This is a genomic window from Mucilaginibacter sp. KACC 22063, from assembly GCF_028736115.1.
Taxonomy (GTDB): domain Bacteria; phylum Bacteroidota; class Bacteroidia; order Sphingobacteriales; family Sphingobacteriaceae; genus Mucilaginibacter.
In genome coordinates this window covers 562,199-584,331 of record NZ_CP117877.1, presented here as the reverse complement: position 1 = coordinate 584,331, position 22,133 = coordinate 562,199, and the positions used below count along the sequence as shown (strand labels likewise).

General features: G+C 43.2%; 16 protein-coding genes. 2 read left to right on the top strand and 14 right to left on the bottom strand.

The window, feature by feature from the left end:
- The first annotated feature begins 25 nt into the window (after nucleotides 1-25).
- Together PQ461_RS02575 and PQ461_RS02570 are read left to right on the top strand one after the other, a co-directional pair.
- Nucleotides 26-295 (top strand): hypothetical protein, encoded by a 270-nt coding sequence (locus tag PQ461_RS02575; protein WP_274208067.1) that lies wholly within the window; start codon nucleotides 26-28, stop codon nucleotides 293-295.
- 111 nt (nucleotides 296-406) lie between these two features.
- Nucleotides 407-1,114, top strand: a complete 708-nt coding sequence (locus PQ461_RS02570; RefSeq protein WP_274208066.1) for a head GIN domain-containing protein — start codon at nucleotides 407-409, stop codon at nucleotides 1,112-1,114.
- 50 nt (nucleotides 1,115-1,164) lie between these two features.
- Here the strand turns inward: PQ461_RS02570 and sov are convergent, their stop codons facing one another.
- From sov to PQ461_RS02500, 14 genes are all read right to left on the bottom strand, one after another.
- Nucleotides 1,165-8,193: a T9SS outer membrane translocon Sov/SprA gene (sov, locus tag PQ461_RS02565; protein ID WP_274208065.1), complete on the bottom strand. Its 7,029-nt coding sequence runs from the start codon at nucleotides 8,191-8,193 to the stop codon at nucleotides 1,165-1,167.
- Between the two features lie 23 nt (nucleotides 8,194-8,216).
- Nucleotides 8,217-8,801 carry a Holliday junction branch migration protein RuvA gene (gene ruvA / locus PQ461_RS02560; RefSeq protein ID WP_274208064.1) on the bottom strand — a complete coding sequence of 195 codons (585 nt, stop codon included), beginning with the start codon at nucleotides 8,799-8,801 and terminating at the stop codon, nucleotides 8,217-8,219.
- Nucleotides 8,802-8,839: 38 nt separating this feature from the next.
- Nucleotides 8,840-11,122: an NADP-dependent malic enzyme gene (locus tag PQ461_RS02555; protein WP_274208063.1), complete on the bottom strand. Its 2,283-nt coding sequence runs from the start codon at nucleotides 11,120-11,122 to the stop codon at nucleotides 8,840-8,842.
- A gap of 108 nt (nucleotides 11,123-11,230) precedes the next feature.
- On the bottom strand, nucleotides 11,231-12,490 hold the full coding sequence (locus tag PQ461_RS02550) for a lytic transglycosylase domain-containing protein (RefSeq protein ID WP_274208062.1): 1,260 nt from the start codon (nucleotides 12,488-12,490) through the stop codon (nucleotides 11,231-11,233).
- Between the two features lie 62 nt (nucleotides 12,491-12,552).
- Complete coding sequence (gatA, locus tag PQ461_RS02545) at nucleotides 12,553-13,983, bottom strand: Asp-tRNA(Asn)/Glu-tRNA(Gln) amidotransferase subunit GatA (protein WP_274208061.1); 1,431 nt, start codon at nucleotides 13,981-13,983, stop codon at nucleotides 12,553-12,555.
- 95 nt (nucleotides 13,984-14,078) lie between these two features.
- Nucleotides 14,079-14,255: a twin-arginine translocase TatA/TatE family subunit gene (tatA, locus tag PQ461_RS02540; protein ID WP_274208060.1), complete on the bottom strand. Its 177-nt coding sequence runs from the start codon at nucleotides 14,253-14,255 to the stop codon at nucleotides 14,079-14,081.
- A gap of 32 nt (nucleotides 14,256-14,287) precedes the next feature.
- The gene (locus PQ461_RS02535; protein ID WP_274208059.1) at nucleotides 14,288-14,725 is read right to left on the bottom strand and encodes a Sec-independent protein translocase subunit TatA/TatB; all 438 of its coding nucleotides are present in this window, start codon (nucleotides 14,723-14,725) and stop codon (nucleotides 14,288-14,290) included.
- Nucleotides 14,726-14,779: 54 nt separating this feature from the next.
- A complete protein-coding gene (locus PQ461_RS02530) occupies nucleotides 14,780-16,078 on the bottom strand; it encodes a murein hydrolase activator EnvC family protein (RefSeq protein WP_274208058.1) in 1,299 nt (432 codons plus the stop codon).
- 18 nt (nucleotides 16,079-16,096) lie between these two features.
- The gene (lolB1, locus tag PQ461_RS02525) at nucleotides 16,097-16,894 is read right to left on the bottom strand and encodes a lipoprotein insertase outer membrane protein LolB1 (RefSeq protein WP_274208057.1); all 798 of its coding nucleotides are present in this window, start codon (nucleotides 16,892-16,894) and stop codon (nucleotides 16,097-16,099) included.
- Entirely contained in the window at nucleotides 16,872-18,605 is a 1,734-nt protein-coding gene (locus PQ461_RS02520; protein ID WP_274208056.1) for a tetratricopeptide repeat protein, read from the bottom strand. Before PQ461_RS02520 ends, lolB1 begins: the two co-directional genes overlap by 23 nt.
- Before the next feature lie 3 nt (nucleotides 18,606-18,608).
- Nucleotides 18,609-19,043, bottom strand: coding sequence for a dUTP diphosphatase (gene dut, locus PQ461_RS02515; protein WP_274208055.1), 435 nt, complete (start codon nucleotides 19,041-19,043; stop codon nucleotides 18,609-18,611).
- Entirely contained in the window at nucleotides 19,044-20,564 is a 1,521-nt protein-coding gene (locus tag PQ461_RS02510; protein WP_274208054.1) for an oligosaccharide flippase family protein, read from the bottom strand.
- Nucleotides 20,565-20,591: 27 nt separating this feature from the next.
- Nucleotides 20,592-20,876 (bottom strand): acylphosphatase, encoded by a 285-nt coding sequence (locus PQ461_RS02505; protein WP_337993489.1) that lies wholly within the window; start codon nucleotides 20,874-20,876, stop codon nucleotides 20,592-20,594.
- A 41-nt stretch (nucleotides 20,877-20,917) separates the two neighbouring features.
- Nucleotides 20,918-22,084, bottom strand: a complete 1,167-nt coding sequence (locus PQ461_RS02500) for an amidohydrolase family protein (RefSeq protein WP_274208053.1) — start codon at nucleotides 22,082-22,084, stop codon at nucleotides 20,918-20,920.
- Between the last annotated feature and the right edge of the window lie 49 nt (nucleotides 22,085-22,133).

Here is a 22,133-nt window from a genome sequence, read left to right as displayed (position 1 = left end):
AATTCAGAAACTAAATAACTGAATTATGAGCAACGCATCGCAAACAACACACGATCATAAAAAGATACAGCAGTGGGCTGAATCGCACGGTGGCGTGCCTTCAAAAATTAAGGATACCGGCAAGGCCGATAATTCTGGCGTGTTAAGAATTCACTTTCCAGAGCACAGCAAAAGCGACGAGTTTGAAGAAATTAGCTGGGACGATTTCTTTGAGAATTTTGACAAGCATAAACTCGATCTGCTATATGAAGACAGCAACAAAAGCACTTTCCACAAGTTTATCGAGCGGAAGTAACTGATCAGATTATAAAAGCCGCTTATATAAAGGCGGTTTTTTTATGCAATAAGTTTTTGATGATGCAACGTTTGGCCGTAAACTACTGTCTACTCCTTAAACAATCAGAGTATGAAAAGACTTGCCTTTACATTAATTGCTGCTTTCACTTTAGCCGCAACTACAATAACATCATCAGCACAAAGCAAAGAAGAATCGCGCACGGTATCAGATTTTAATAGTGTTGCTGCTGCCGGCCCATTTAATGTCCACATTAAACTTGGCAATACCGAAAGCCTTACCATTAACGCCGACCAGCGTTTGCTGGATAAAATTGAAACGTTTGTAGAAAACGGCGGTTCACTACAGATCAAGATCAAAAAATCAGAATGGAAACTTTTTCAGGATGTTCAGAAGATCGATGTCTACATTACTGCCAAATCATTAAAGACATTAGTTAACAGCGGATCGGGCACTATGACGGTTGACGGATTAATTAATGCTGATAGCTTTACTACTGTAATGAGTGGTTCTGGCAGCATCAGCGCTTCTGCAAAAGCAAATGAATTTCATGCGGTAATCAGCGGATCAGGTAGTGTAAAGATAGATGGCAGCGCATCAAAGGTAGATGCCATGATCAGCGGATCAGGTCAATTACAAGCCAAAAATTTTAGCACCTCTACTGCAAAATTTACCATTACCGGTTCGGGAGAAGCTTACATTCATGCAGATAAAGAAATACACTCGAGCCTTATTGGTTCTGGCAGCGTGTTTTACACAGGTAATGCACAAATCAGTACCAGCAAAATAGGCTCAGGCAAGGTTACAAAAGTAGACTGATCTATTATTGACAAAATCACTTTTTGAGGCATCCTTTAGGGATGCCTTTTTTATTGTAGCAACAATTTTAAGTTAATACCAAAGTTGGTAAAAGCCGTGTTAAACGCCTGCGATGTGTATGGCTTAGTAATATTACTATCGTAGAAAAGGCTAAGGTTAAAGCGTTGGTTTATCACATAGTCAATAGATGGCCTTAGCGTAATATTTTTTGCACCTGATGATATTTCGGCCTGCTGTACATCGGCACGGTAAATAAGGGTAACATTATCCCGTACGGCTACATCCAGCTTAAAGTTCATATCGTTTTTAAGCAGGGTGTTGTTAAACAAACCAAAAGGGAACTTGAAGTTACGGGTGTGGTAACCAAAGCCAAACACCAGGATATTTTCATTTTGCTGCGCCAGCTGGCTGTTCAGCAAGCTAAGGCTTAAAGTACGGCTTCTGCGATACTCAAAGGTAGAGGTTACGCTGTTTCTGAAACGTACATCGATACCAATAAGCGGCACAAACTGCTCAAACAGCGTTACCTGCGAAAACTGGTAAAACGGCAGGAAGTCATTATTGGCATCTCGGGTAAAGGATGAGCCGTTTACATCCCTGTATTGGATCAAAGTATTATAACTGTTAACTGTATAGGTAGACCGGTAGCCGTGGCGTAAGTCGAACGAGTCAAACAAATCGGCGAAGAATGGCAACCTGCTTAAACCATTATAAGTGATCTGCCAGTTAGGGATAGGGATATTTGGGAAATTATTAAGGCTTACACTTGATGCGTTTTTACCTGAATATGCGGCAAGGAATGCCGGTATCAGTACATTTTGCTGATTAGACCCATAACCATCGGCATAGCCATCAGTTACAGAGCCGGTAGAGTTAGGGTTTTGGCGGCCTAAGCGCTGCGATATGATAGTACGGTTATTTAGAAATTGCTGAAATACACCTGATGTATTATTAATTCCTGTAGCTTTAGAAAAAGCAGTTGCCAACGAAAAATAAGAAACACTATAATCACCGGAAGTTACCGCACCTAAATTACTAAAGCCTACACCTGGCAGGTATTTAAAATTAGTTTGGTAGTTTCGGTCTTGCGTACGTAATGCCATTAACTCGATACGCAGGTCATGGAATGGCTCCAGCACTGCCCTGAAATTGAGGTTCTCGTTCAAGGTTTTATAATACAGCTGGTTTTGTAATGTATCAGTAGTGATCCAGCCATTGGCAACTGCCTTGGCGCGTATGTCTGCCTGGCTGCCCAACAAGAAACCCAGCCCCGGTGCGTTATAACTGAAATCCTGACCAAAGTAATTGGTGCGGGGCAGGTACCCCGGCAGGAAGGTACCTTCGGTACGCGTATAAGTACCACTGATATTTTTGATACTGGTGAGCAGGCTTACCCAAACCGAACCACCGCCCTGCTTATTATTGTCTTTACGGATGCTGCTGAATTTGTTGTACAGCGTCAGCATATTAAGGGTTGGATTTAACTGTATCGTCCGCGAGTTTTGAATGGTATTACCAACGTTGTAATCAGCTTGGTTAAGCGCAAACTCGGGCTGACTTTGCCAGTTAAAGTTAGTACTGTATCGCGCCACCACATTCATAAAATCAAACCCCGGAATTTTATTCAGCGGTACGTTATAGTTAAAGTTAAGCGTGTGGTTGTAATTTGTGGTACGGCCCAGCTTTAACAAGTTATCCCATAGGGTATCGCGTTTTAACCCGTTCACACGCCCGGCAGGCTCGTCAACCACGGCAAGGTTAGTTGCGTCGATATCCATTTGCAGGTTTTTGGTCAGGTTCCAGCCAATACCATAAACACGGGTGATCAGGAAATTTTTGTTGAACGTTGTCGGGATAGGGATATAGTTATTCGGGTCGTTGTTACGCAGTGTATTTTCAGAGTAAAAACGATCGAACGTAATGTTAAAGTTCAACCGGGTTGGCAGTACGCTAAAGTTAAAGTCCCTGAATAGGGTCATCCAGTTTTTCTTAAATGTTTTCTGGAAAGGGCTGTAATATTTAGGCTGATTACTGTAGTTATAAGCCAGTGCAGCGCGATAGGTTTTTTGCAGGTCGCTCTGCGTTATAAAGTCGTGGTGCTCGTATTCGCTGTAGGCATACGTTAGGTTAAAGTTTTCTATATCCCAAACATGATTAGGCGCGGCAGCGGTAGTTTTTACCTTATGTATATTAGTAAAGTTAATGCTCTTGCGCATGGTATAATCCACGCTTACATTTTTAATGGAGTCCCGGGCTTTAGCATCAGGTGCAGCAGCCAGTGTTTTCTTCAATTCAATATCCGGTTGTGCGGGGTCAAATTGCGGCATACTGGTTTGGTTAGATACATCCACAAACATGGGTATATGGATGCCCTTCTTATCCGGGAACAACTTACCCAGCTCCACATTTGCGGCTACGTCATAAGCCTGGTTATCGCTACGGCTGCGCTGGCTTACACTTTGATCAATGGCACCAAAGCCAACAGTGCTTTTGCTGCCTGCAATGGTTACATCGGCAAAGTCGGCCAGTTTTGCATTAAGGCGTGCAGTGGCTGCCCAACCGCCGCGTTGGTCAAAATCGGTAAGGCGTAATTCGTTAAACCAAACAATGGCGCTCTTATCCATACCATCATCGGTAGTACTGCCATTTTTATACGGGTTGCGCACACCTAACATAATAGCACGCAGGCGGCTAAGATCAGGCTGGCCTTTAATGGTCACCTTGTTCTTTCCGTCCATATAAACAAACGGCGTGGTAAGCGGCCATGGCTGCCCGTTAAGCCTTGCATTGTTACGCGCCAGCTTAGCATTGGTTAATACATCGAGCGCTAAATCGAGCTCGTTGGCGGCAGGCCAAATCGCATCCGGGTCGCGGGTACTTTGCGGGGTGACCTTTAGCGGGATCTCGTACTCGTAATAGTTATCCTGGTAATCTACTCCCAAACGTATAAATGCGCTGATGTCATTGTCCCTTAACAATTGCCCCTCAGCGTGGATAAACATATTGATATGCTTATATGAGCGCAGGTCATTGTAAAAAGTTCGGTAAGCGGCACGTGAATAACCATCGCGCAGGTTGTTTACCGTTACCGAAAGTGATTGCTCATTTAAGCGGGTATCGGTACGCAGGTTATTGTAATCGCGCTGGCGCGTAATACCCGGCGGAACGACATAAGGTATCGGCGTGCGGTTACCGTTCTCCTCAATATTTACAGTACTTACATCAAGGCTTGAATTATCAAGCGGCGGATTAACCAGCGCAGGATCGGCTATTACTTTAGTAGTACTGTTTTCTGTATTATAATTACGCCACTCGCCTCGTTCCAGTTGTAAACTTGCCATACGCAATACTGCAGTATCGGCAAAATTGGTCATGAACATCCGGATAAAGCGGATGGCCTTAAAGTCTTCAATATTACCAACTTTTGACTGATACGATGTAATAGGGATACGGAACTGATACCAGTTTACAGCGGCAGTGGTACCATCCTGTAGTTTCACCTGCGAAGTGATCTTATCGGTAATAAAGTTTTGGCCAACGATCAAATCCTGCGGGCGCATAGACACCTTGTACTCAAAGTACTGGTCGGCCTGGCTCATGGTATTGTCGCGGTTGATGTCCTCACCGTCTGGCAGCGAAGTAGAAGCAGACGTTTCGATACCTAATTCCGCTTTCGACTGCTCGGCGGTTTTAGAGTTACCCTCGGTATTATTATAGCGGCTGTAACGTTGTAAAATGCCTGCATTTGCCTGATCAAGCGCAGGGCCCTGGTAATACTGATAGTTATCTGATGATGGGTCGGTACTAACAGCGGCGGCAGCCTGTGCACTTAGCTGTGCTTTCATTTGCTGCACGTACTGACCAAACTTCTTTTGCTCATCAACGTCGTTCAAGCCGTCCAAACCAACGTCCTGCAAACGGCGGGCATCGGGGTTATTGTCAAAAGCGTTGATAACCGGCTGCAATTTCGGCACACGCCCCCAACTGGTTTCGTCAACCTTGCTCAGATCACCATCGGCAGGTAAGCCGTTTTCCAAACTCTTACGCCCGTCTTTCAAAATATCCTCAGAAATACTACCTAAGTTGAAATAAAGATCACCACCCGGAGAATTCGGTTTATAAATGAACGGATCCATCACCCAGAAGGAAATGAACTCTACGTTTAGCGACTCAAAGTCGTTGGTTTCCAGTTTACGGAACATCCCACCCCAGCGCGAACGCGGGTTTTGCAAAGTACCATTAGGGTTTATACCGGTTATTGAATAGTTGTAAGGGCCACGCGTATTGGGATAAAAGGCAAGGTCAAGGGTTGGCAGTATCAGTGGCTGGCCAGTTACCGATTGCTTGTAAGGGAATACCTCAGTTTGCAATACCTGCCTTACATAATGATTGGACAACTCTGCCCTAACATTTGATTTTAATACCGCGCTGGTGTTGGTATAAAATATCGGGTCGATGTTATAAAAGGCTAACCGTGCCCGGTTGTAACCATAAGCCAGGTTATCAAATAACTGCGATTCGGGGAACATTTGCGGCGTACCCGAAAGCTGCCATGCAATAGCGCTTTTTAAGTCAATAATAGATCGGCTGTTTTCAAAGTCGTCGAGATAAGCGGTCCCTTTTTTGGAACCTGCAAAATTTAAAGCACTCGGGCTACCTGGCAGTAATTGTGCAAACTCGCCGTTGAACGTTACTGTTGATGGCACTTTGGTGGTAATCAGCGGCAGCTTATCTACCAGCCTTGTTAACAACCTCGAATTGGAACTATAATTGGCATCAAAACCATAAATAGTATTGGAAATGGATTCCTCTCCTATAATTTCTTTTTGGGTAATGGGCTGCTCGGTAAGGTGCATAATGGTAGCGCCTAAGCCGAGGTTCTGGTTTACCCGGTAATCTAACCGGGAACCATAGAGCGATTTTTGCTGTACCCCGAATAGTTCATTATTCTCAATACGGACATTGATAGGTTGTCCCGATGATAGCAATGCCTGGTTAATAATCCGGATACGGCCAATATTGTAATCAATGGTATAGTCGGTACCCTCAACCATTTTAAGGCTACCCGCTGTTACCACTACCGAACCCTGCGGGATGTTAGTCGCATTTAACTGGTACTCGGACCCGCCCTGCGATGAATAAGTACCTTTAATGAGGTACCTGTTCAGCTGCGGGAAGAACTGCTGGGCAATGGTTTTGGTAGAATCATATAAAGGCTGATAGGTGTACCTGCCGATCAAATCCGTTTCGCCAGGGGCAAAGCGGCTGGCCAGATCCGAACCAAATGGCTCAACAACCGGGAACATCACCCGCCCGTTCTGTGAATCGATAGTGATGCCTTCTAAAAAGTCGAAATAACCGTCGGGTTGTTTGTCGTTTTGAGCGTTCAGATTATCCAGGTCGGTCAGCTGTAACCAGAGCTTGCTTTTTGTACGCGTACCCTCGTCCATAATTGGCTTCTCGATACCTGATTTTTCATCAAGGCGGGTAATCTGCATCCTGAAGTTTGATGGGCTGATCTGGTAAGCACCTAACGAATAGATGTTTTTCATCATCAGGTCCCAGGTTGGCAAATTGGTTTTCAGCAATTCGTTCTTCAGCAATTTTACATACAGTACCTTGGGGTTATTCGGATCAACCGGAACATCTGTAGAAAACTCACCCACCTGGTACTCTTGTCCATTGTATGTATAACGATAGGCCACCGCTAAAACTTCGTCATTATTTAACGGATAATTTAACGAGATATAACCTAACTGCGGGTGCAGGGTAAATTCTTTATCAGTCAGCTTACGGGCATAAGTAAGTTTAGCGTAGTTATCTGTTGCGCCGGTCGACTGGAAATAAACAGCGATATCATTAGAATTGGTCAGCCTTGCATTTTGCGGAAGGTTGCGCAATAAGTCGTTTGACTGCTGCGGAAAGTTAGGATTGTTAGGTACCCCTGCAGGCAAGCCTGTGCCCCCTGCGGCATGTACTAAAGCAGTATTATATGGCCTGTTTTCGGCTAAGTCCAGAAACGCTAAGATATCGCGTGAGTCTTGCGTGGTGTTACTCCGGTTAGTTGTCCAAACCTCAATTTTTGTAATGGTAAAACTTGAATTGATGATCGGGATATTTGCCAGCGCCTTGTTGTAGTTATTCCTGAAAAACTGTGAGAGGAAATAGTGCTTGTTTGCTTCGTAATCTGCCGGCGTTAACCTGAATTCGCCTTGCTGCTGCCCGTTAGTAATGGTAATGGTTTTCGACTCGGACCGCTGCTGAGAAAAAATACTGGTTACATCCAGTTTACCGAATTTCAACTTGGTTTTAACACCGAATAATGCCTGGCTACCTGTAATCAGCGAAGTGTTAAGCGGCATGCTTACCGTACCGGCTTCAATTTTTTGAATGATCTCGTCAGGGTGACCGGTATAATCCAGCTTTACCTGGTTTTCAAACTGAAACTGAGCGTCAGTATTGTAATTGGTTGCAATTTTCAACTTATCGCCAATATTACCGATGATATTCATCTGTATCTTCTGATCGAAGTTAAAGTTGAACACGCTACGCTGCTTGGTATTGTAAAGCGGGTTTTGGTTGCTGTTGACCTGACCTGCAAAAATCATTTCGGCCGAACCCTGCGGACGGATATCAATAGTAGAACTCCCGAAAATCTGTTCAAAGGTTTTGCTTCTTACACTGATCTGCGGAATAAATCCCGGTTGTTGCGATTCGTAAGCATATGCATCAGATAACTGCTGGAAGTATTGACGCTGATTTTGATGCTCGAGTAAGGTAAGGTATTGGGCAAACGTTAAATATTGCGGCGGCCTGTAATACAGGTTGCCCACCTTTTCGGTAAGGATATATAAATTGGTAGCAGGATCATACGTAATGGTACGCACCAGATTTGGCGGATCAGGTGTAAGTACACCTTCGCGCAGGCGTTGATTTCGGGAACCAGCAGGGCGAACCTGCTTTTGTGCAGCAATAGAATCCTTTTTTGCCTGGCTGTATTGGGCAAAAGCAGTACCGTATCCGCTAAAAGCAGCAAATAAAATTAACGCAAGTAATTTTAGCGTGTAAGGTTTAATCAAGCGTTTAGTAAATATTTACGATACTATAAACTTTTTAAGGCTGCTTTTATCAGCTGTTCAACATTCAAGCTCTCCGGCTGCCTTTTAATTTCATTATCCAGCACCTTTTCGGCAACGTTACGGGCAAAACCCAGCATTACCAATGCGGTTAAGGCTTCATCTTTAACTGTATGGTTAAGCGGCACTGCAATAAGTGTCTCGTAACCTTCTTTCTTTAATTTATCCTGCAACTCAAGCACCAGCCGCTGAGCCGATTTGGGCCCTATACCCTTTATGCGTTGTATAGTTGGCACATGGCCTTTAACAATTGCATCCTGTATTTCTTCAGGGGTTATGGACGACAGCATCATGCGGGCCGTATTGGGGCCAATGCCCGAAACAGATATCAGATGTAAAAAAAGACGCCGTTCGCCTTCATCAGCAAAGCCATAAAGCGTGTGGGCATCTTCTTTTACATGCAACCAGGTGTATAATTTATATTTTAAAGCATCGCCAAGTTTACTATAGGTATTCACAGAGATATTGATGTGATAACCTATCCCGCCTACATCTATTACTGCATAAGCGGGCGATTTAAACGCTAATTTGCCTTCAATATAATCAAACATCTGCCTGTACTTCTTTCTACGAAATTTTTTTAACCGGGTTACTTATTTTGCTCTCCTTTTTGTTGTGCGTCCAGAACAGCGATGGTGACCATGTTTACGATCTCGCGTACAGAACTGCCCAATTGTAGTACGTGTACAGGTTTATTAAGCCCAAGCAAAATGGGGCCAACAGCCTCAGCTCCACCTAATTCCTGCAATAGCTTATAAGCTACGTTACCCGATTCCAGATTAGGGAAAATCAATGTATTGGCCGGTTTGCCATTAAGCGTTGCAAACGGAAAATTATCGGCAAGCAGTTCAGCATTAATAGCAAAGTTAGCCTGCATTTCACCATCTACCACCATATCCGGATAGCGCTCATGCAGAATGCGTACCGCCTCGCGTGATTTCTCAGGAATTGGCCCATCATTAGAGCCAAAGTTTGAATATGATAAATGGGCAATGCGTGGCTGTATATTAAACTGGCGTACAGATTTTTCAACCAGTACGGTGATATCTACCAGCTCTTCAACAGTGGGGTTTACATTTACGGTAGTATCACCAAAGAACACAGGACCCTTTTGTGTAATCATCATATACATACCGGCAACACGGCTTACGCCAGGCTCAGTACCTATGATCTGCAATGCCGGTTTTATAGTACTTACATAGCTTTTAGTTAAACCGGAAATCAAAGCATCGGCCTCGCCAAACTGTACCATTGATGCGCCATAGTAGTTACGGTCTGTCAACAGTTTTTTAGCTTCGTATAACGTAATGCCGCGGCGCTGTCTTTTTTCATACAGGTACTGGGCATACTCATCTGCATGCGGGCAATCCTCATTTCGCGGATCGATGATACGCACATCACCAAGTTCAAGTTCTGTTTCTTCGATGATCTGCTTTATACGTTCTTTATTCCCTAACAATATCGGTGTGGCAATGCCTTCATCTTTTACAATCTGGGCAGCACGTAATATCTTGTAATTATCTGCTTCTGCAAAAACAACACGTTTAGGGCTTTGCTTGGCTTTTAAAGAAATGCTGCGCAGCAGGCGGTCGTCCTTACCGATACGGTTTTGCAATTCTTCCGCGTAAGCATTCCAGTCTGTAATTTGTTTACGGGCCACGCCAGAGTCAACGGCTGCTTTGGCCACCGCCATTGATACCTCTACAATAAGGCGCTGATCCATCGGCTTCGGAATAATATAATCGCGGCCGAATTTCAGATTTTTGGTATTATAGGCCAGGTTAACCGCTTCCGGTACGGGCTTTTTAGCAAGCTCGGCAATGGCATGCGCTGCCGCCTGCTTCATTTCTTCGTTAATGGCTGTTGCCCTCACATCAAGCGCACCACGGAAAATGTAAGGGAAACCCAGTACATTGTTTACCTGGTTCGGAAAATCTGAACGCCCGGTAGCCATAATAATGTCCTCGCGGGTATTTACTGCGGTTTCATAATCAATCTCCGGGGTAGGGTTAGCCATTGCAAATACAATAGGATTTTCGGCCATGCTTAAAAGCATTGCCGGAGTTACCACATTACCTGCTGAAAGACCGATGAAAACATCAGCGTTTTTCATGGCGTCAGAAAGCGTAACCACATCTGCACGGTCAGTGGCAAACATCATCCTGGTTTCGTCAAGATCGGTACGACTGTTATTAAGAACGCCATTGATGTCGAACATCACCAGGTTTTCCTTTTTAACCCCCAGTGAAAGGTACATTTTTGAACAGGAAACAGCAGCGGCACCGGCACCGTTAACCACCATTTTTATCTGGCTAAGATCTTTACCCTGTATTTCGCAGGCGTTGATAAGCGCTGCACCCGAAATGATAGCGGTACCATGCTGGTCGTCATGCATTACAGGGATATTCATCTCCGCTTTAAGGCGGCGTTCTATTTCAAAGCAGGTAGGTGCAGAGATATCCTCCAGGTTTACACCACCGAAGGTGGGTTCAAGCGCCTTCACGATGTTGACAAATTCATCTACATTCTGAGTGTTCAACTCCAGGTCGAACACATCGATATCGGCATATATTTTAAAAAGCAGGCCCTTACCTTCCATCACAGGCTTGCTGGCTTCGGGGCCAATGTTGCCCAGGCCAAGCACGGCAGTGCCATTACTGATTACAGCTACCAGGTTACCCTTTGCTGTATATTTATAAACATCGTCGGTATTTTCGGCAATTTTCAGACATGGTTCTGCAACGCCGGGCGAATAAGCCATGGTAAGGTCGCGTTGCGAATTGGTAGGTTTTGTTGGAACTACCTGAATTTTTCCCGGACGGCCCTTAGCATGATAGTTAAGCGCATCCAGCTTACGGTTAGTAGTATTCATTCTTCTCAAGTCAAAGGACAAAATTACAATTCTTTTTTACTCGAAAAGGAATGTTTGCCTTGTTTTCAACAAGATGGCAAATAATTGTTTGCTAACAAAATTAAGCTTTTACATACCTGCCGCAATAGCCGTGCGGGCAGCGGTTACATTTTCAGGAGCGCTTACTTTAAGTACCTGCCCCGGAGTGGCACGGTTACCTGTAATGTGGTTCCATACTTTAAGATCACTCACCTCAACTCCAAACCTGTCTGCAATACCGGCAAGGGTTTCGCCCTTTTTAACGGTATGGTATGATGGCATGCGTTGTGCCGGGCCAGCATCAGGATCAATGGTATTCACCACCGGCTGGGCAGCAACGGTAAGGGTAGTGCCATTTAATGCATCATATAAAGCACTGTATTTTTCTTTCGCTATTTGCGGGATGATCAATCTGCGCGGAACAGCTGGCGTGCCATTTACCACAAGGCGCAGATAAGATGGGTTAAGAATAGACAGCTGCGCCAGATCAACATTGATCACACGTGAAATATTATCAAGCGATACAAACTTGTTTACCATAACGGTATCAGTCTGCATAGGCAAAGTGCAGGTTTGCGGCGTGATCTTATGCTGATCAAAATAATTCATGACATAAGCTACGGCAATATAAGCAGGCACATATCCGCGGGTTTCAACCGGAAGATATGGGCGGATTGACCAATAATCTGTAGCGTTTGCTTTTTCAATAGCCCGCTCTACGCTCCCTTTACCGCAGTTATACGCAGCAATGGCCAACAGCCAGTCGCCAAACTCTTGGTAGGCATCTTTTAAATAGGCAGCGGCGGCGTAGCTTGCCTGTACAGGGTCGCGGCGTTCATCAACATAATTATTAATGTTTAAGCCATACGTGCGGCCCGTGGTAGACATAAACTGCCATAAACCTGCTGCACCAACACGTGAAGTCGCATTCGGATTTAGCGCAGATTCTACAATTGAAAGAAATTCAATTTCCTTTGGGATACCTGCATCGGCAAAAGCTTTTTCGTAAATAGGAAAATAATACTTAGCCAGGCCAATGATACGGCCCATTTCATCGCGGCGGTTAGGACTGGTATAATTGTCTATATAGCTTTGTACAAATTCGTTATAATCCAGAGGTACATCTTTTTGAATTGCCGTTAAGCGGCCTTTCATAAAAGAACCCGGATAGTTATTATTTAGCTGGGTTGGCGTTGCAATTACCGGTACCTGAATAGTATCGCTGCGAAAGCGACTGACCTGGTAAGCTTTGTTAGTGTTAGCAGAATCTGAAGAAGCGATGTGCTCGGATGCACCAAGCGCCATATTCGACATCAAAACACAAGCAGCAATAGTAAAAAATCTCAACATTTAAATAAAGGGTTTAATACTTTGTGTGCTTAGGTTAAAGCAATGACACTAAATTAAATATATTAACTTAAATCTAAAAATGTTTTAGAAAAATTTAACAAACCCTGTTCGTTACGCCTTTTGGTTGTTAATTGTAATCCAAACGGCAAATTGCCAGCATTATTTTTAACCGGAAGTGAAATTGCCGGAAGCCCTGAAAGTGATGCCTGCACTGTAAAAATATCAGCCAGGTATGATACCAATGGGTCACGTTCTTCCTGTGCTATTTTAGGTGGCAGTTCTGGACTGGTGGGAGTAAGGATAAAATCAAATCGCTCCAATATCTCACAGGTTTTTTCTCTGATCAGCCTGCGCATTTTCTGCGCTTTGGTGTAATATGCATCGTAATAACCGGCGCTTAATATAAATGTACCCAGCATAATACGGCGTTTTACTTCTTTACCAAACCCTTCAGAGCGTGAGCGTTTATAGGTAGTGGTCAGGTCGACCGCATTAGGGCTGCGGTAACCATAATGCACACCATCATAACGGGCTAAATTTGACGAAGCCTCTGCCATAGTAAGGATATAGTAAGTTGGCACTACGTAATCCAGGTATTCAAATGATACCGGCTCAACCGTATGGCCTGCCTGTTTTAATTTTTCAATGGCATTTAGCAAGCCTTCCTTTATTTCGGGGTCTAAACCCGGGCGTTCAAGCGCTTCTTTAAGGTAAGCGATCTTTTGAGGAGCTTCTACTTTCTTTAGCTCTGCGCTTAACGATGCCGGCTTGGCCTGCATAAGTGTGCTGTCGTATTCATCCGGGCCGGCCATTACTTCTGTTAGCAGGGCAGCGTCTTCTACCGAACGTGTAATGGTACCAACCTGGTCAAATGATGATGCATAAGCAATAATACCGTGACGTGATATGGTACCGTAGGTAGGTTTAAAGCCAACAGCATTACAAAAAGAAGCAGGCTGGCGGATAGAACCGCCCGTATCTGTACCTATTGAAGCATGACACATACCCGCCTGTACACTTACCGCTGAACCACCAGACGAGCCACCCGGAACGCGGGTTTCGTCGGCAAAATTTTTAACGGGGCCGTAATATGAATTTTCATTAGCTGCACCCATGGCAAACTCGTCACAGTTGCAGCTGCCGATAATAATGGCGTCTTCGGCAAGCAGGCGTTCCACTATCGTGGACGAATAAATTGCTGTATAATTATTAAGGATCTTAGAAGCGGCGGTTACCTTGTGGCCTTTGTAAAGGATATTATCCTTCATGCTGATCACCATACCGGCAAGCCGGCCTGCGTTGCCACTTTTAATCTTTGCATCAACAGCTTTAGCCTGTGCAATTGCTTCAGTCTCGAAAACTTCCACAAATGCATTAAGGTGTGCATTTGCTTTAATTTTTTGCAGATAATTATTTACCAGTTCTTCTGCAGTGGTAGCGCCTGAAAACAATGCTTCTTTAAGCCCACTGTATGAAGGATAAGTTATAGCCATGGGCTAAAAATAAAAAAACTTATCAGTTGAAAGTAAATTTCAACCGATAAGTTTACTAATTCGGTATAATAAGGAGGTTTTGTTAAACCTAACGCTTATGCGTTGGTTTTTTCGCCGGTTCTGTTTTCAGTACCTTCTCCGTTTTGTGCGTCTTTAAATTCTTTCACGCCTTTGCCTAAACCTTTCATTAGTTCAGGAATTTTCTTTCCGCCAAACAGAATTAAAATTGCGATGATGATCAGAATAATTTCTGGTGCGCCTAATCCACCCATGATGATTTGATTTATGTGTTTATGTAATTCTTTTAACTCAACTGTTGTTTATCCTCAGCCTTTGTTTCTGCATGTACGTCAGAAACCGCTGTATGGTTCTCATTATTTTCTACATGTGCTTCGTTGCTTATCAAATGAGAAACATCAGCATGGCTGGTTTCATGTTCAATAACCGGAGCTATACCTGTATAATTTGTACCGCTTAATGGTGCCGTATTAGCAACAATTGGTTCAGGCGTTTCGGCTACAACTGGTGCAACAGGCTCGTCTTTCTCTTCAAGTGTATTAATCTGATTCTGAATTTCGCGTTTAACACCTTCAGATGCATCTTTAAAATCACGGATACCCTTACCAAGACCTCTTGCCAGCTGAGGTAGTTTTTCGCCACCAAAAAGCAACAAAGCCACAAACAGGATGAGGATCATCTCTGGGGTACCAATATTCAGGAATAATAAAACCGGGTGAAACATACTATGAATGATTTACAAATATAGACAATTATTATATTACAAAGTTTAACTAAATTATTGAGGCGCAAGCCATAACTTAGGATTTACAGCCGTTTGGCCTTTATATAATTCAAAGTGAACCTGTGTTTCGCCGGTGGCTGCATCTGTAGCAACGGTACCTACCGATTGCTTAATGCCCACTTTTTCTCCTTTAGAAACACTGACAGATCTTAGGTTTGCATAGGCGGTAAAATATTCGCCGTGTCTTACTACAACGAGATAAGTACCACTAATATTGTTCACGCTTGTAACTTCTCCTGAAAATACGGTACGAACGGCTGCACCACTGCCCGTGCGGATATCAATACCGGGGTTATCTGTTTTGATACCTTCGATATACGTCATACCGAACTCCTGGGTTATAATGCCATTTGCAACCGGCCACGGCAGGCGTCCTTTGTTACCTAAAAAGTCGTTTGAAAGTTTTGCAGCTTCTGGTGTCGCGTTAAGCAATTCGCTATTGGTAGATTTTGCAGGAGCAGCTTTTGGGGCTACAGGAGCAGCATTACCTGCGGCTGCGGCTTTCGCTCTTTCAGCAGCAAGGCGAGCTGCAGCTGCGCGTGCTTCGGCCTCCGCCCTTCGGCGGGCTTCTTCCACCTCGCGGCGTATAGCCACCTGTATCTGCCGTTCAATCTGGGCTTTTTGCCTTTGCGCAGCTTTAAGTTGTTGCTTAAGTTCGCCTTGTTGCTTAGATAAGGTACTGATAACAACCACCTGGTCATTTTTTTCTTTACCCAGTTTTTCTTTTTCTTTTTCCTGATCCTTTAACAGATTGGCCTGCTCATTCTTAGTGCGGTCAAGCTGGGTGATCTTGTGATTCAGTTCGTGCTGGGTGCCTTGTATAGATGCCGCCTGGCGCTCGCGGTAGGCACCAAACTGCTGCAAATATTTCAGCCTTTTATAAGCCTGATTAAAATCCTTTGCGGCAAAAACAAACATCAATTTACTGTATGCGCTTTGATTATGATAAGCAAACACAATCATGGCGGCATACTCCTTTTTCAACTGATCCAGCTGGCCTTGTAAGGTATGCACCGTATTGGTGTTCTCGTTGATCTGATTGCCCAGTAAACGTACTTCAGAGTTTAAAGTGTTGATCTTGTCCTCTCGTACAGAAATCTGCGCTTTAAGCAGATTTAACTGTTTAAGATTGGTTTTCTTGTTTTTTAAGGTTTCCTGGTATTCGTCGTTTAGTTGCTCCAGTTCCTGGTTCAGTTTATCCCGGCGTTTTTTCAATTCCGCGCTGCTTTGCGAAAACGCATTAAGGGCTGTAAGCGCAAGGGTGCAGAAAAGTAGGTATCTTAAAACTTTCATTAATTCAAAAGTACAATTTTAATTTACCTGTGAAAAACGGGATGGTATGCTAAACGGAAAATCAAGCGGCTGATCAAACTCTGTTTTTGAGTATTTCAGGTCTGCCTGTATCGTTTTGTTTTTCACTGTTGATGAAAAAGCAATCTCTGATGGAATGACCCTGCCATCCGCCTGTACAAATGCACTGTTATCGATATGCAACGACTGGCCTGCTGACTGGTTACTTAAATCTGTACTGGTCACTTTTAAATCAGGACCAATAATCAGCTTGTACAGTAAATCCTGTAATTGGCCGTCGATAACTACATTTCCGTTTGATGGCTCCAGTTTACCATTTTCATTCAGCAACTCCGGAATAGCATTACCAACCAGCAATGATTCAACTGTTTTGTAATTTACCTGCCTGCTGGCGTAAGTATAAATATAGCTGAAAGGCTTTTTGATATATACGCTTTGCAGTTTATTGATCACCAGGATACTGTCCGGAGTAATTAAAGCACGGGCAACCTCTATACCTATAACCGCTGTAATGGAAACCCAGATCTTCTGATTTTTCTGAATGCGGATATTCATGGTAACGTCATTACTGTTGCCATTTACATTTAGCTTAGTTTTGGCCTTGCCAGAGAAAGTAGTAAAGCTGACCTGTTTGCTTTTTATCGCATTGATCTTATTCTTTACAGCCGAAGCGGCATTGTCGGTACGTACAGCCGATGAATCTGCCTGGCGTTTTACCAGTTGTTTTTTTGAATGGCAGCTTGCCAGTATAATAATACCGCTTAAAAGCAGTAAACTATTCGATATACTTTTTTTCATTTATTTTTCGTTCTAAAACAGAAGATTGGTTACCGTACGATTTTGATTTTTTCCAGTTTTGTACGGCTGCCTCTACATTACCTAAATAAAACATAATATCTCCGTAATGTTCTGTTTGCACTGCACTATGATCTTTATCATTAACCAGTGCCTTTTCCATCCACACTTTTGCCTCTGCGTATTTCTTTTGCTTAAAAAGGATCCATGCATAAGTATCCTCAAATGATGCGGTAGCAGGCTGTAACTCGTTTGACCTTTTAGACATCTGCTCGGCCTTATCCAGGTTAACACCTCTTACAGACAGGTAGTAAGCATAATTGTTCAGCGTATAGGCATTATCCGGATTGTAGCTTAAAGATTTATCGTAAGCATCATCAGATGCCTTGAAATCTTTCATATCATGGTAGCAATCGCCAATGCCAGAATAGCATTGCGATAGCAGCTCTTTGTCCTGTGTTTCTAATGACGCTGCATTTTGAAGGTAACCCAGCGCTTTGGTAAAGTTCTTTTTCTGAGCATAGGCCACACCGACAAGGTAATTCATCCATGCCTGGTTAGGGAACAGCGTTAAAGCATTTTCACCATCCTTTATGGCCCCGTCAAAATCACTTTCGCCCATATCAATCCGTACCAGTTGCTCATGCACGGCATATATTTTATCATTAAGGGCAATGGATTTTTGATACTGGGCTTTAGCTTCTTTAAACTTCTGATTTTGCAGCAGCATGTCACCATAAATGGCATAGCCTCGTGCTTCGGTTGGGTGTGTGGCAACTAATAGCCGGCTCAATTCAAGCGCGCTTGCTTTTGCATTGGGATCAGGAAACTTTGGCAGGTATCCCATTATGATACGCACTTTTTGATCAAACTGCAAATCGGGTATAGCAAATGCGATCTTAAGCTCGTTAAAGCTGGCTTCGTAGTTTTTTATGTTGCGGTAAATATCAGCCAGCATTAAATGTATGCCGCCATTTTGAGGGTCAAGCTTAGCCGCCTTGTTAAAGGCGTTCAAAGCATCTTCATTTAAGCCATTTGAATTATAAACCTCGCCCAGCATCAGGTAGTATTTGATGTTGTTAGGGTTTTCAACAATGGCCTGTTTAAGCGCCGAAGTAACTTTGTCTATTTTACCCTGCGCCAGGTATACGCGCTGCCTGCGGGCAATAAGATCATCGGTAACGCCGGTTATTCTTTCTACACTATCATAAACAGCTAAGGCCTCGTCATACTTTTTTTCAATAACAAGTCCATTAGCTTTATCAAAATAATAGTCGGGGTTATCTGGCTGTAGCCTGATGAGTTGCGAAAACACGCTATCAAGACGCGGCAGGTTATTGCTTTTTTCATAAATACCTGCAAGGGCAACCCAGTACCAAACGTTATCAGGCTGAATAGTAGTAGCCGTCTCAAGCAGTTGTTGTGCAGTGGCATTATCATTGGCTATCCTTTTAAGTCCTGCCAGCTCATACATGGCCGCTGCATTATTGGGATCTATCTGTAAAACACGGGTAAGTATTTCTGTAGCCTGCGAAAAATTCTCGATGGTTTTTTCGCGCATGGCCGAAAAGTAAAGCTGGCGTACCATCAGGCTGTCTGTTGATGACAGCGCCCTGGCTTTTGGAGCGGACATGACGTTAGCTTCCGTATTGGTTTGTGCATAAACCAGCGCGGGCAATAAGGCCATGCCTGCCAATGTCAGCTTTAATTTCATTAATTAATTCACTCCTGTATGCCCGTATCCGCCGGCACCACGTACCGTTTCATTTAAGGTTTCCGTTTCTTCCCAGGCAATCTTCTCGTGCTTTGAAATAATCATCTGGGCAATACGGTCGCCGTTGTTTATTTCAAAAGTTTCAGTTGAAAGGTTAACCAGCAGCACCTTAATTTCTCCGCGGTAATCGGCATCAATTGTTCCGGGCGAATTAAGTACCGTAATACCATGTTTAAAAGCTAATCCGCTGCGAGGGCGAATTTGCGCTTCATAGCTTTCAGGTAGTTCGATATGTAAACCTGTTGGTACAAGTTTACGCTCCATTGGCTGTAAAGTTACAGGCGCTTCCAGGTCGGCACGAAGATCCATACCGGCAGAATGGACGGTTTCGTAACCCGGCAGCTGGTTTTTAGATTTATTAATTACCCGGACGATCATTTATTTTTTAAGTAAAGCTATTAATTCTTTTCTTTCTAAGTACAAAGCGGTGCCTGCAAATGCTATTAACAACGCATTCCCAATAAAGATGTTACGATGAAAAACACTGAACGACAGGAACACAAGTACAAGCGATGCAATGATATACGCTAAATTCTTCTTTAAATTGTAAGGGATAGGGTAGTTTTTTTGCCCCCAGACGTATGATAATACCATCATGATGGTGTAGGCAGCAAATGATGCCCAAGCCGATGCCATGTAACTGTATTTGGGAATAAATAACACATTTAAAACAATAGTGGCAATAGCGCCTATACCTGATATATACAGGCCGTATTTGGTTTGATCTGACAGCTTATACCAAACTGAAAGATTCATATAAATACCAAGACTTACATAACCAAACACAAGCGGCGGCACTACAGGCAAGCCCACCCAGTAATTTTTATTAGGTATAAAATATTTGAGTATCTCAATATTAGCGACAATGCCAAGGAAAATCACACACACCGTTATTACAAAGTAATCCATAATGCGGGCGTAGGTATTACCTGCATTTTTATTCTTGGCGTGACTAAAAAAGAAAGGCTCGGCCCCTAAACGGAAGGCCTGTACAAAAATGCTGAGGAACAGTGATATTTTAGCGCAACCGCCATAAATACCCACTTCTGTTAAGCCTACTTTTTCGGGCAGTAGTTTACCCAAAAGCAGCTTATCAAGGTTCTCATTAACAATAAACGATAGGTTAGCTATTAGTACCGGCCAGCTATAACTGTACATACTGGCCAGCATAGGTATATCCAGTTTAAAGCGTACCTTAATCAGCTCAGGCAGCAATAATAAAAAGGTGAGTATACTGGCTAACAGGTTTGAAAGAAAAACGTATCCCACCCAGCCTTTTGTATACCATGTATTAATCCATTCGGTACCTGCAAGATGATGTGCAGTCCAATAAGGCAGGCCCCAGATGAAAATAAGGTTCAAAGTGATGAATAAGATGATGTTGATAAACTTGATCAGTCCATACCGACCAGGGCGGCCTTCTGCGCGGATCTTTGCAAATGGGATAACACACCAGGCATCAATCACTAAAATGGCTATAAAGTAATCAACGTAGGTTACAAAATCGCTGTAACTGGTATCGGTAACTTTTGCATGCAAATGCTGCACTTTATGGGCGCTGCTTACATTAATAAAATCAACAATATGAGGAATAAAAGGTATAGTGATCAGCAGAAAAATGATCGTGATTGCAAAAATAGAGGCAAAAGCATTATTGTAAACCTTTTGCTTGTTTTCAGGGTGCTTGTTCAGGTACCTGAAAAAGGTAGTCTCCATACCAAATGCCATTACTGCATTTAATATAGATACATAACTGAACATGGTGGTAAGGATACCATATGCACCGGGAGCATAAGCCCTGGTATACACCGGTGTCAGAAAGAAATTCAGTACCCTTGAGGCTATAGTGCTTAGGCCGTAAACGGCTGTTTGTCCGGCAAATTTTTTAGCTGTTGACAATAGCGTAATAGTTTAAACTGCAATAATTTATTGCAATGATTTTTTTAAAACCTCAAAATTACGATAGTTTTTCAGTTCGCCCTCATGGGTTAGCACCTCGCTGACACGGGCAGCATCAGGGCCTTCATTGCACCAGTCAATAAACATATCCATAAACTGTCCATCTGCTTCGGCCTCAATAAACACATCGCCATCAGGCATGTTGGTGATATAGCCTTTAACGCCTAACTGATCGGCAACGGCTTTTGTAGACGCCCTGAAAGAAACGCCCTGCACCTTTCCTTTTATTGTAATATCGAGATGTTTTATCATAGCTTACAAAGGTAGTATTTATAAGCTACGTAAAGCTGCGGTTAGGCTAATCTTACTACTTTACTTTCCGGCGTAAGTTTCAGGCCATCCAGGTTAGTGATCAGGTTAAGCCCTGGCTTTTTCCCAACCTCAAGCGAACCCTTTTCGTCATCTATTCCTAAATAACGTGCGCCATTTATGGTCCCCCATTCCAATAGTTTATCAATACCAATTGATGGGAAATGCTGTTGAAGTGTTTTCATTTCAGACAGGATACACAATTTATGATTTGATGCCAGGCTATCGGTACCTAATGTAATATCATACCCTTGTTCAATAAACAGGTCGACCTTGGGTAAGCGGCCTTCAATATACATATTGGCATTAGGGCAAAAGCACCAGTATATATCCCTGTCAAAACGTTTAATAAAGTAAATATCCTTAAGGTTAGTAAACGTATTATGTACAAATAGTATCCGTTGTTTATTACTTAACAGGGGCACTATGCTCTGCAAAGAATTACGAGCATGCGGCTTAAAGTAAGTGATATCTATACCAAATCCTTCGTAAAGGTCCAGGAAACGACCGGTTTTATACCTGTAAAATTTATTTTCATCTTCGCACTCCTGGTTGTGTATACTTAACAGATTATCTCCCCGGTCAGAATAATCACGTATCAGCCTGAACAGCTCTTTTGATACAGAATAAGGCGCATGCGGCACCACAGAACATGGCTGCGGCTTAAACTGCTTTAATAAGTTTAATGCATTTTCAAAAACATCGCCTGCTCTTTCGGGCAAAAAACTAAAAGCTTCAACAAAGCTGTGGTAATATACTTTGCTTTTAGATTTTAAATCGGCGGTAATATGGCTGTTAACAATGTCGGCCACGGCAACTATGCCGTTTTCATACATTTCGGCATCAGCTTTTAAAGCTGCATCTGCAATATCTTCAGGATCTGAGTTTCGTAAAGATTGTATATTCTGTATAAACTCAATTAATCCGCAGCCAACCGGTATCTTATCTATTAAATGAGATAGTTCAACATGGCAGTGGGTGTTTATGAAACCGGGGCATAAGATACCAGTAAGCTGCTCAACAGGGGCATCAGCATGGGGCGGTTGGTTACTTACTGCAATAATTTGTCCTGTATCATCAATAGTAACTACACCATTTTTTATCGGATCGGCATTAATAGTAAAAACGTAATCGGCTCTGTAACTTTTCATCTAAATTAACTTACAATATCATCTCAAACCCAATAAATCATTCCAATCA

What these genes read in the sequence shown, in the direction of transcription:
- PQ461_RS02575 (WP_274208067.1), top strand. Translation starts at nt 26, where the DNA reads ATGAGCAACGCATCGCAAACAACACACGATCATAAAAAGATACAGCAG.
- PQ461_RS02570 (WP_274208066.1), top strand. Translation starts at nt 407, where the DNA reads ATGAAAAGACTTGCCTTTACATTAATTGCTGCTTTCACTTTAGCCGCA.
- ruvA (WP_274208064.1), bottom strand. Translation starts at nt 8,801, where the DNA reads ATGTTTGATTATATTGAAGGCAAATTAGCGTTTAAATCGCCCGCTTAT.
- PQ461_RS02555 (WP_274208063.1), bottom strand. Translation starts at nt 11,122, where the DNA reads ATGAATACTACTAACCGTAAGCTGGATGCGCTTAACTATCATGCTAAG.
- PQ461_RS02550 (WP_274208062.1), bottom strand. Translation starts at nt 12,490, where the DNA reads ATGTTGAGATTTTTTACTATTGCTGCTTGTGTTTTGATGTCGAATATG.
- gatA (WP_274208061.1), bottom strand. Translation starts at nt 13,983, where the DNA reads ATGGCTATAACTTATCCTTCATACAGTGGGCTTAAAGAAGCATTGTTT.
- tatA (WP_274208060.1), bottom strand. Translation starts at nt 14,255, where the DNA reads ATGGGTGGATTAGGCGCACCAGAAATTATTCTGATCATCATCGCAATT.
- PQ461_RS02535 (WP_274208059.1), bottom strand. Translation starts at nt 14,725, where the DNA reads ATGTTTCACCCGGTTTTATTATTCCTGAATATTGGTACCCCAGAGATG.
- PQ461_RS02530 (WP_274208058.1), bottom strand. Translation starts at nt 16,078, where the DNA reads ATGAAAGTTTTAAGATACCTACTTTTCTGCACCCTTGCGCTTACAGCC.
- lolB1 (WP_274208057.1), bottom strand. Translation starts at nt 16,894, where the DNA reads ATGAAAAAAAGTATATCGAATAGTTTACTGCTTTTAAGCGGTATTATT.
- PQ461_RS02520 (WP_274208056.1), bottom strand. Translation starts at nt 18,605, where the DNA reads ATGAAATTAAAGCTGACATTGGCAGGCATGGCCTTATTGCCCGCGCTG.
- dut (WP_274208055.1), bottom strand. Translation starts at nt 19,043, where the DNA reads ATGATCGTCCGGGTAATTAATAAATCTAAAAACCAGCTGCCGGGTTAC.
- PQ461_RS02505 (WP_337993489.1), bottom strand. Translation starts at nt 20,876, where the DNA reads ATGATAAAACATCTCGATATTACAATAAAAGGAAAGGTGCAGGGCGTT.
- PQ461_RS02500 (WP_274208053.1), bottom strand. Translation starts at nt 22,084, where the DNA reads ATGAAAAGTTACAGAGCCGATTACGTTTTTACTATTAATGCCGATCCG.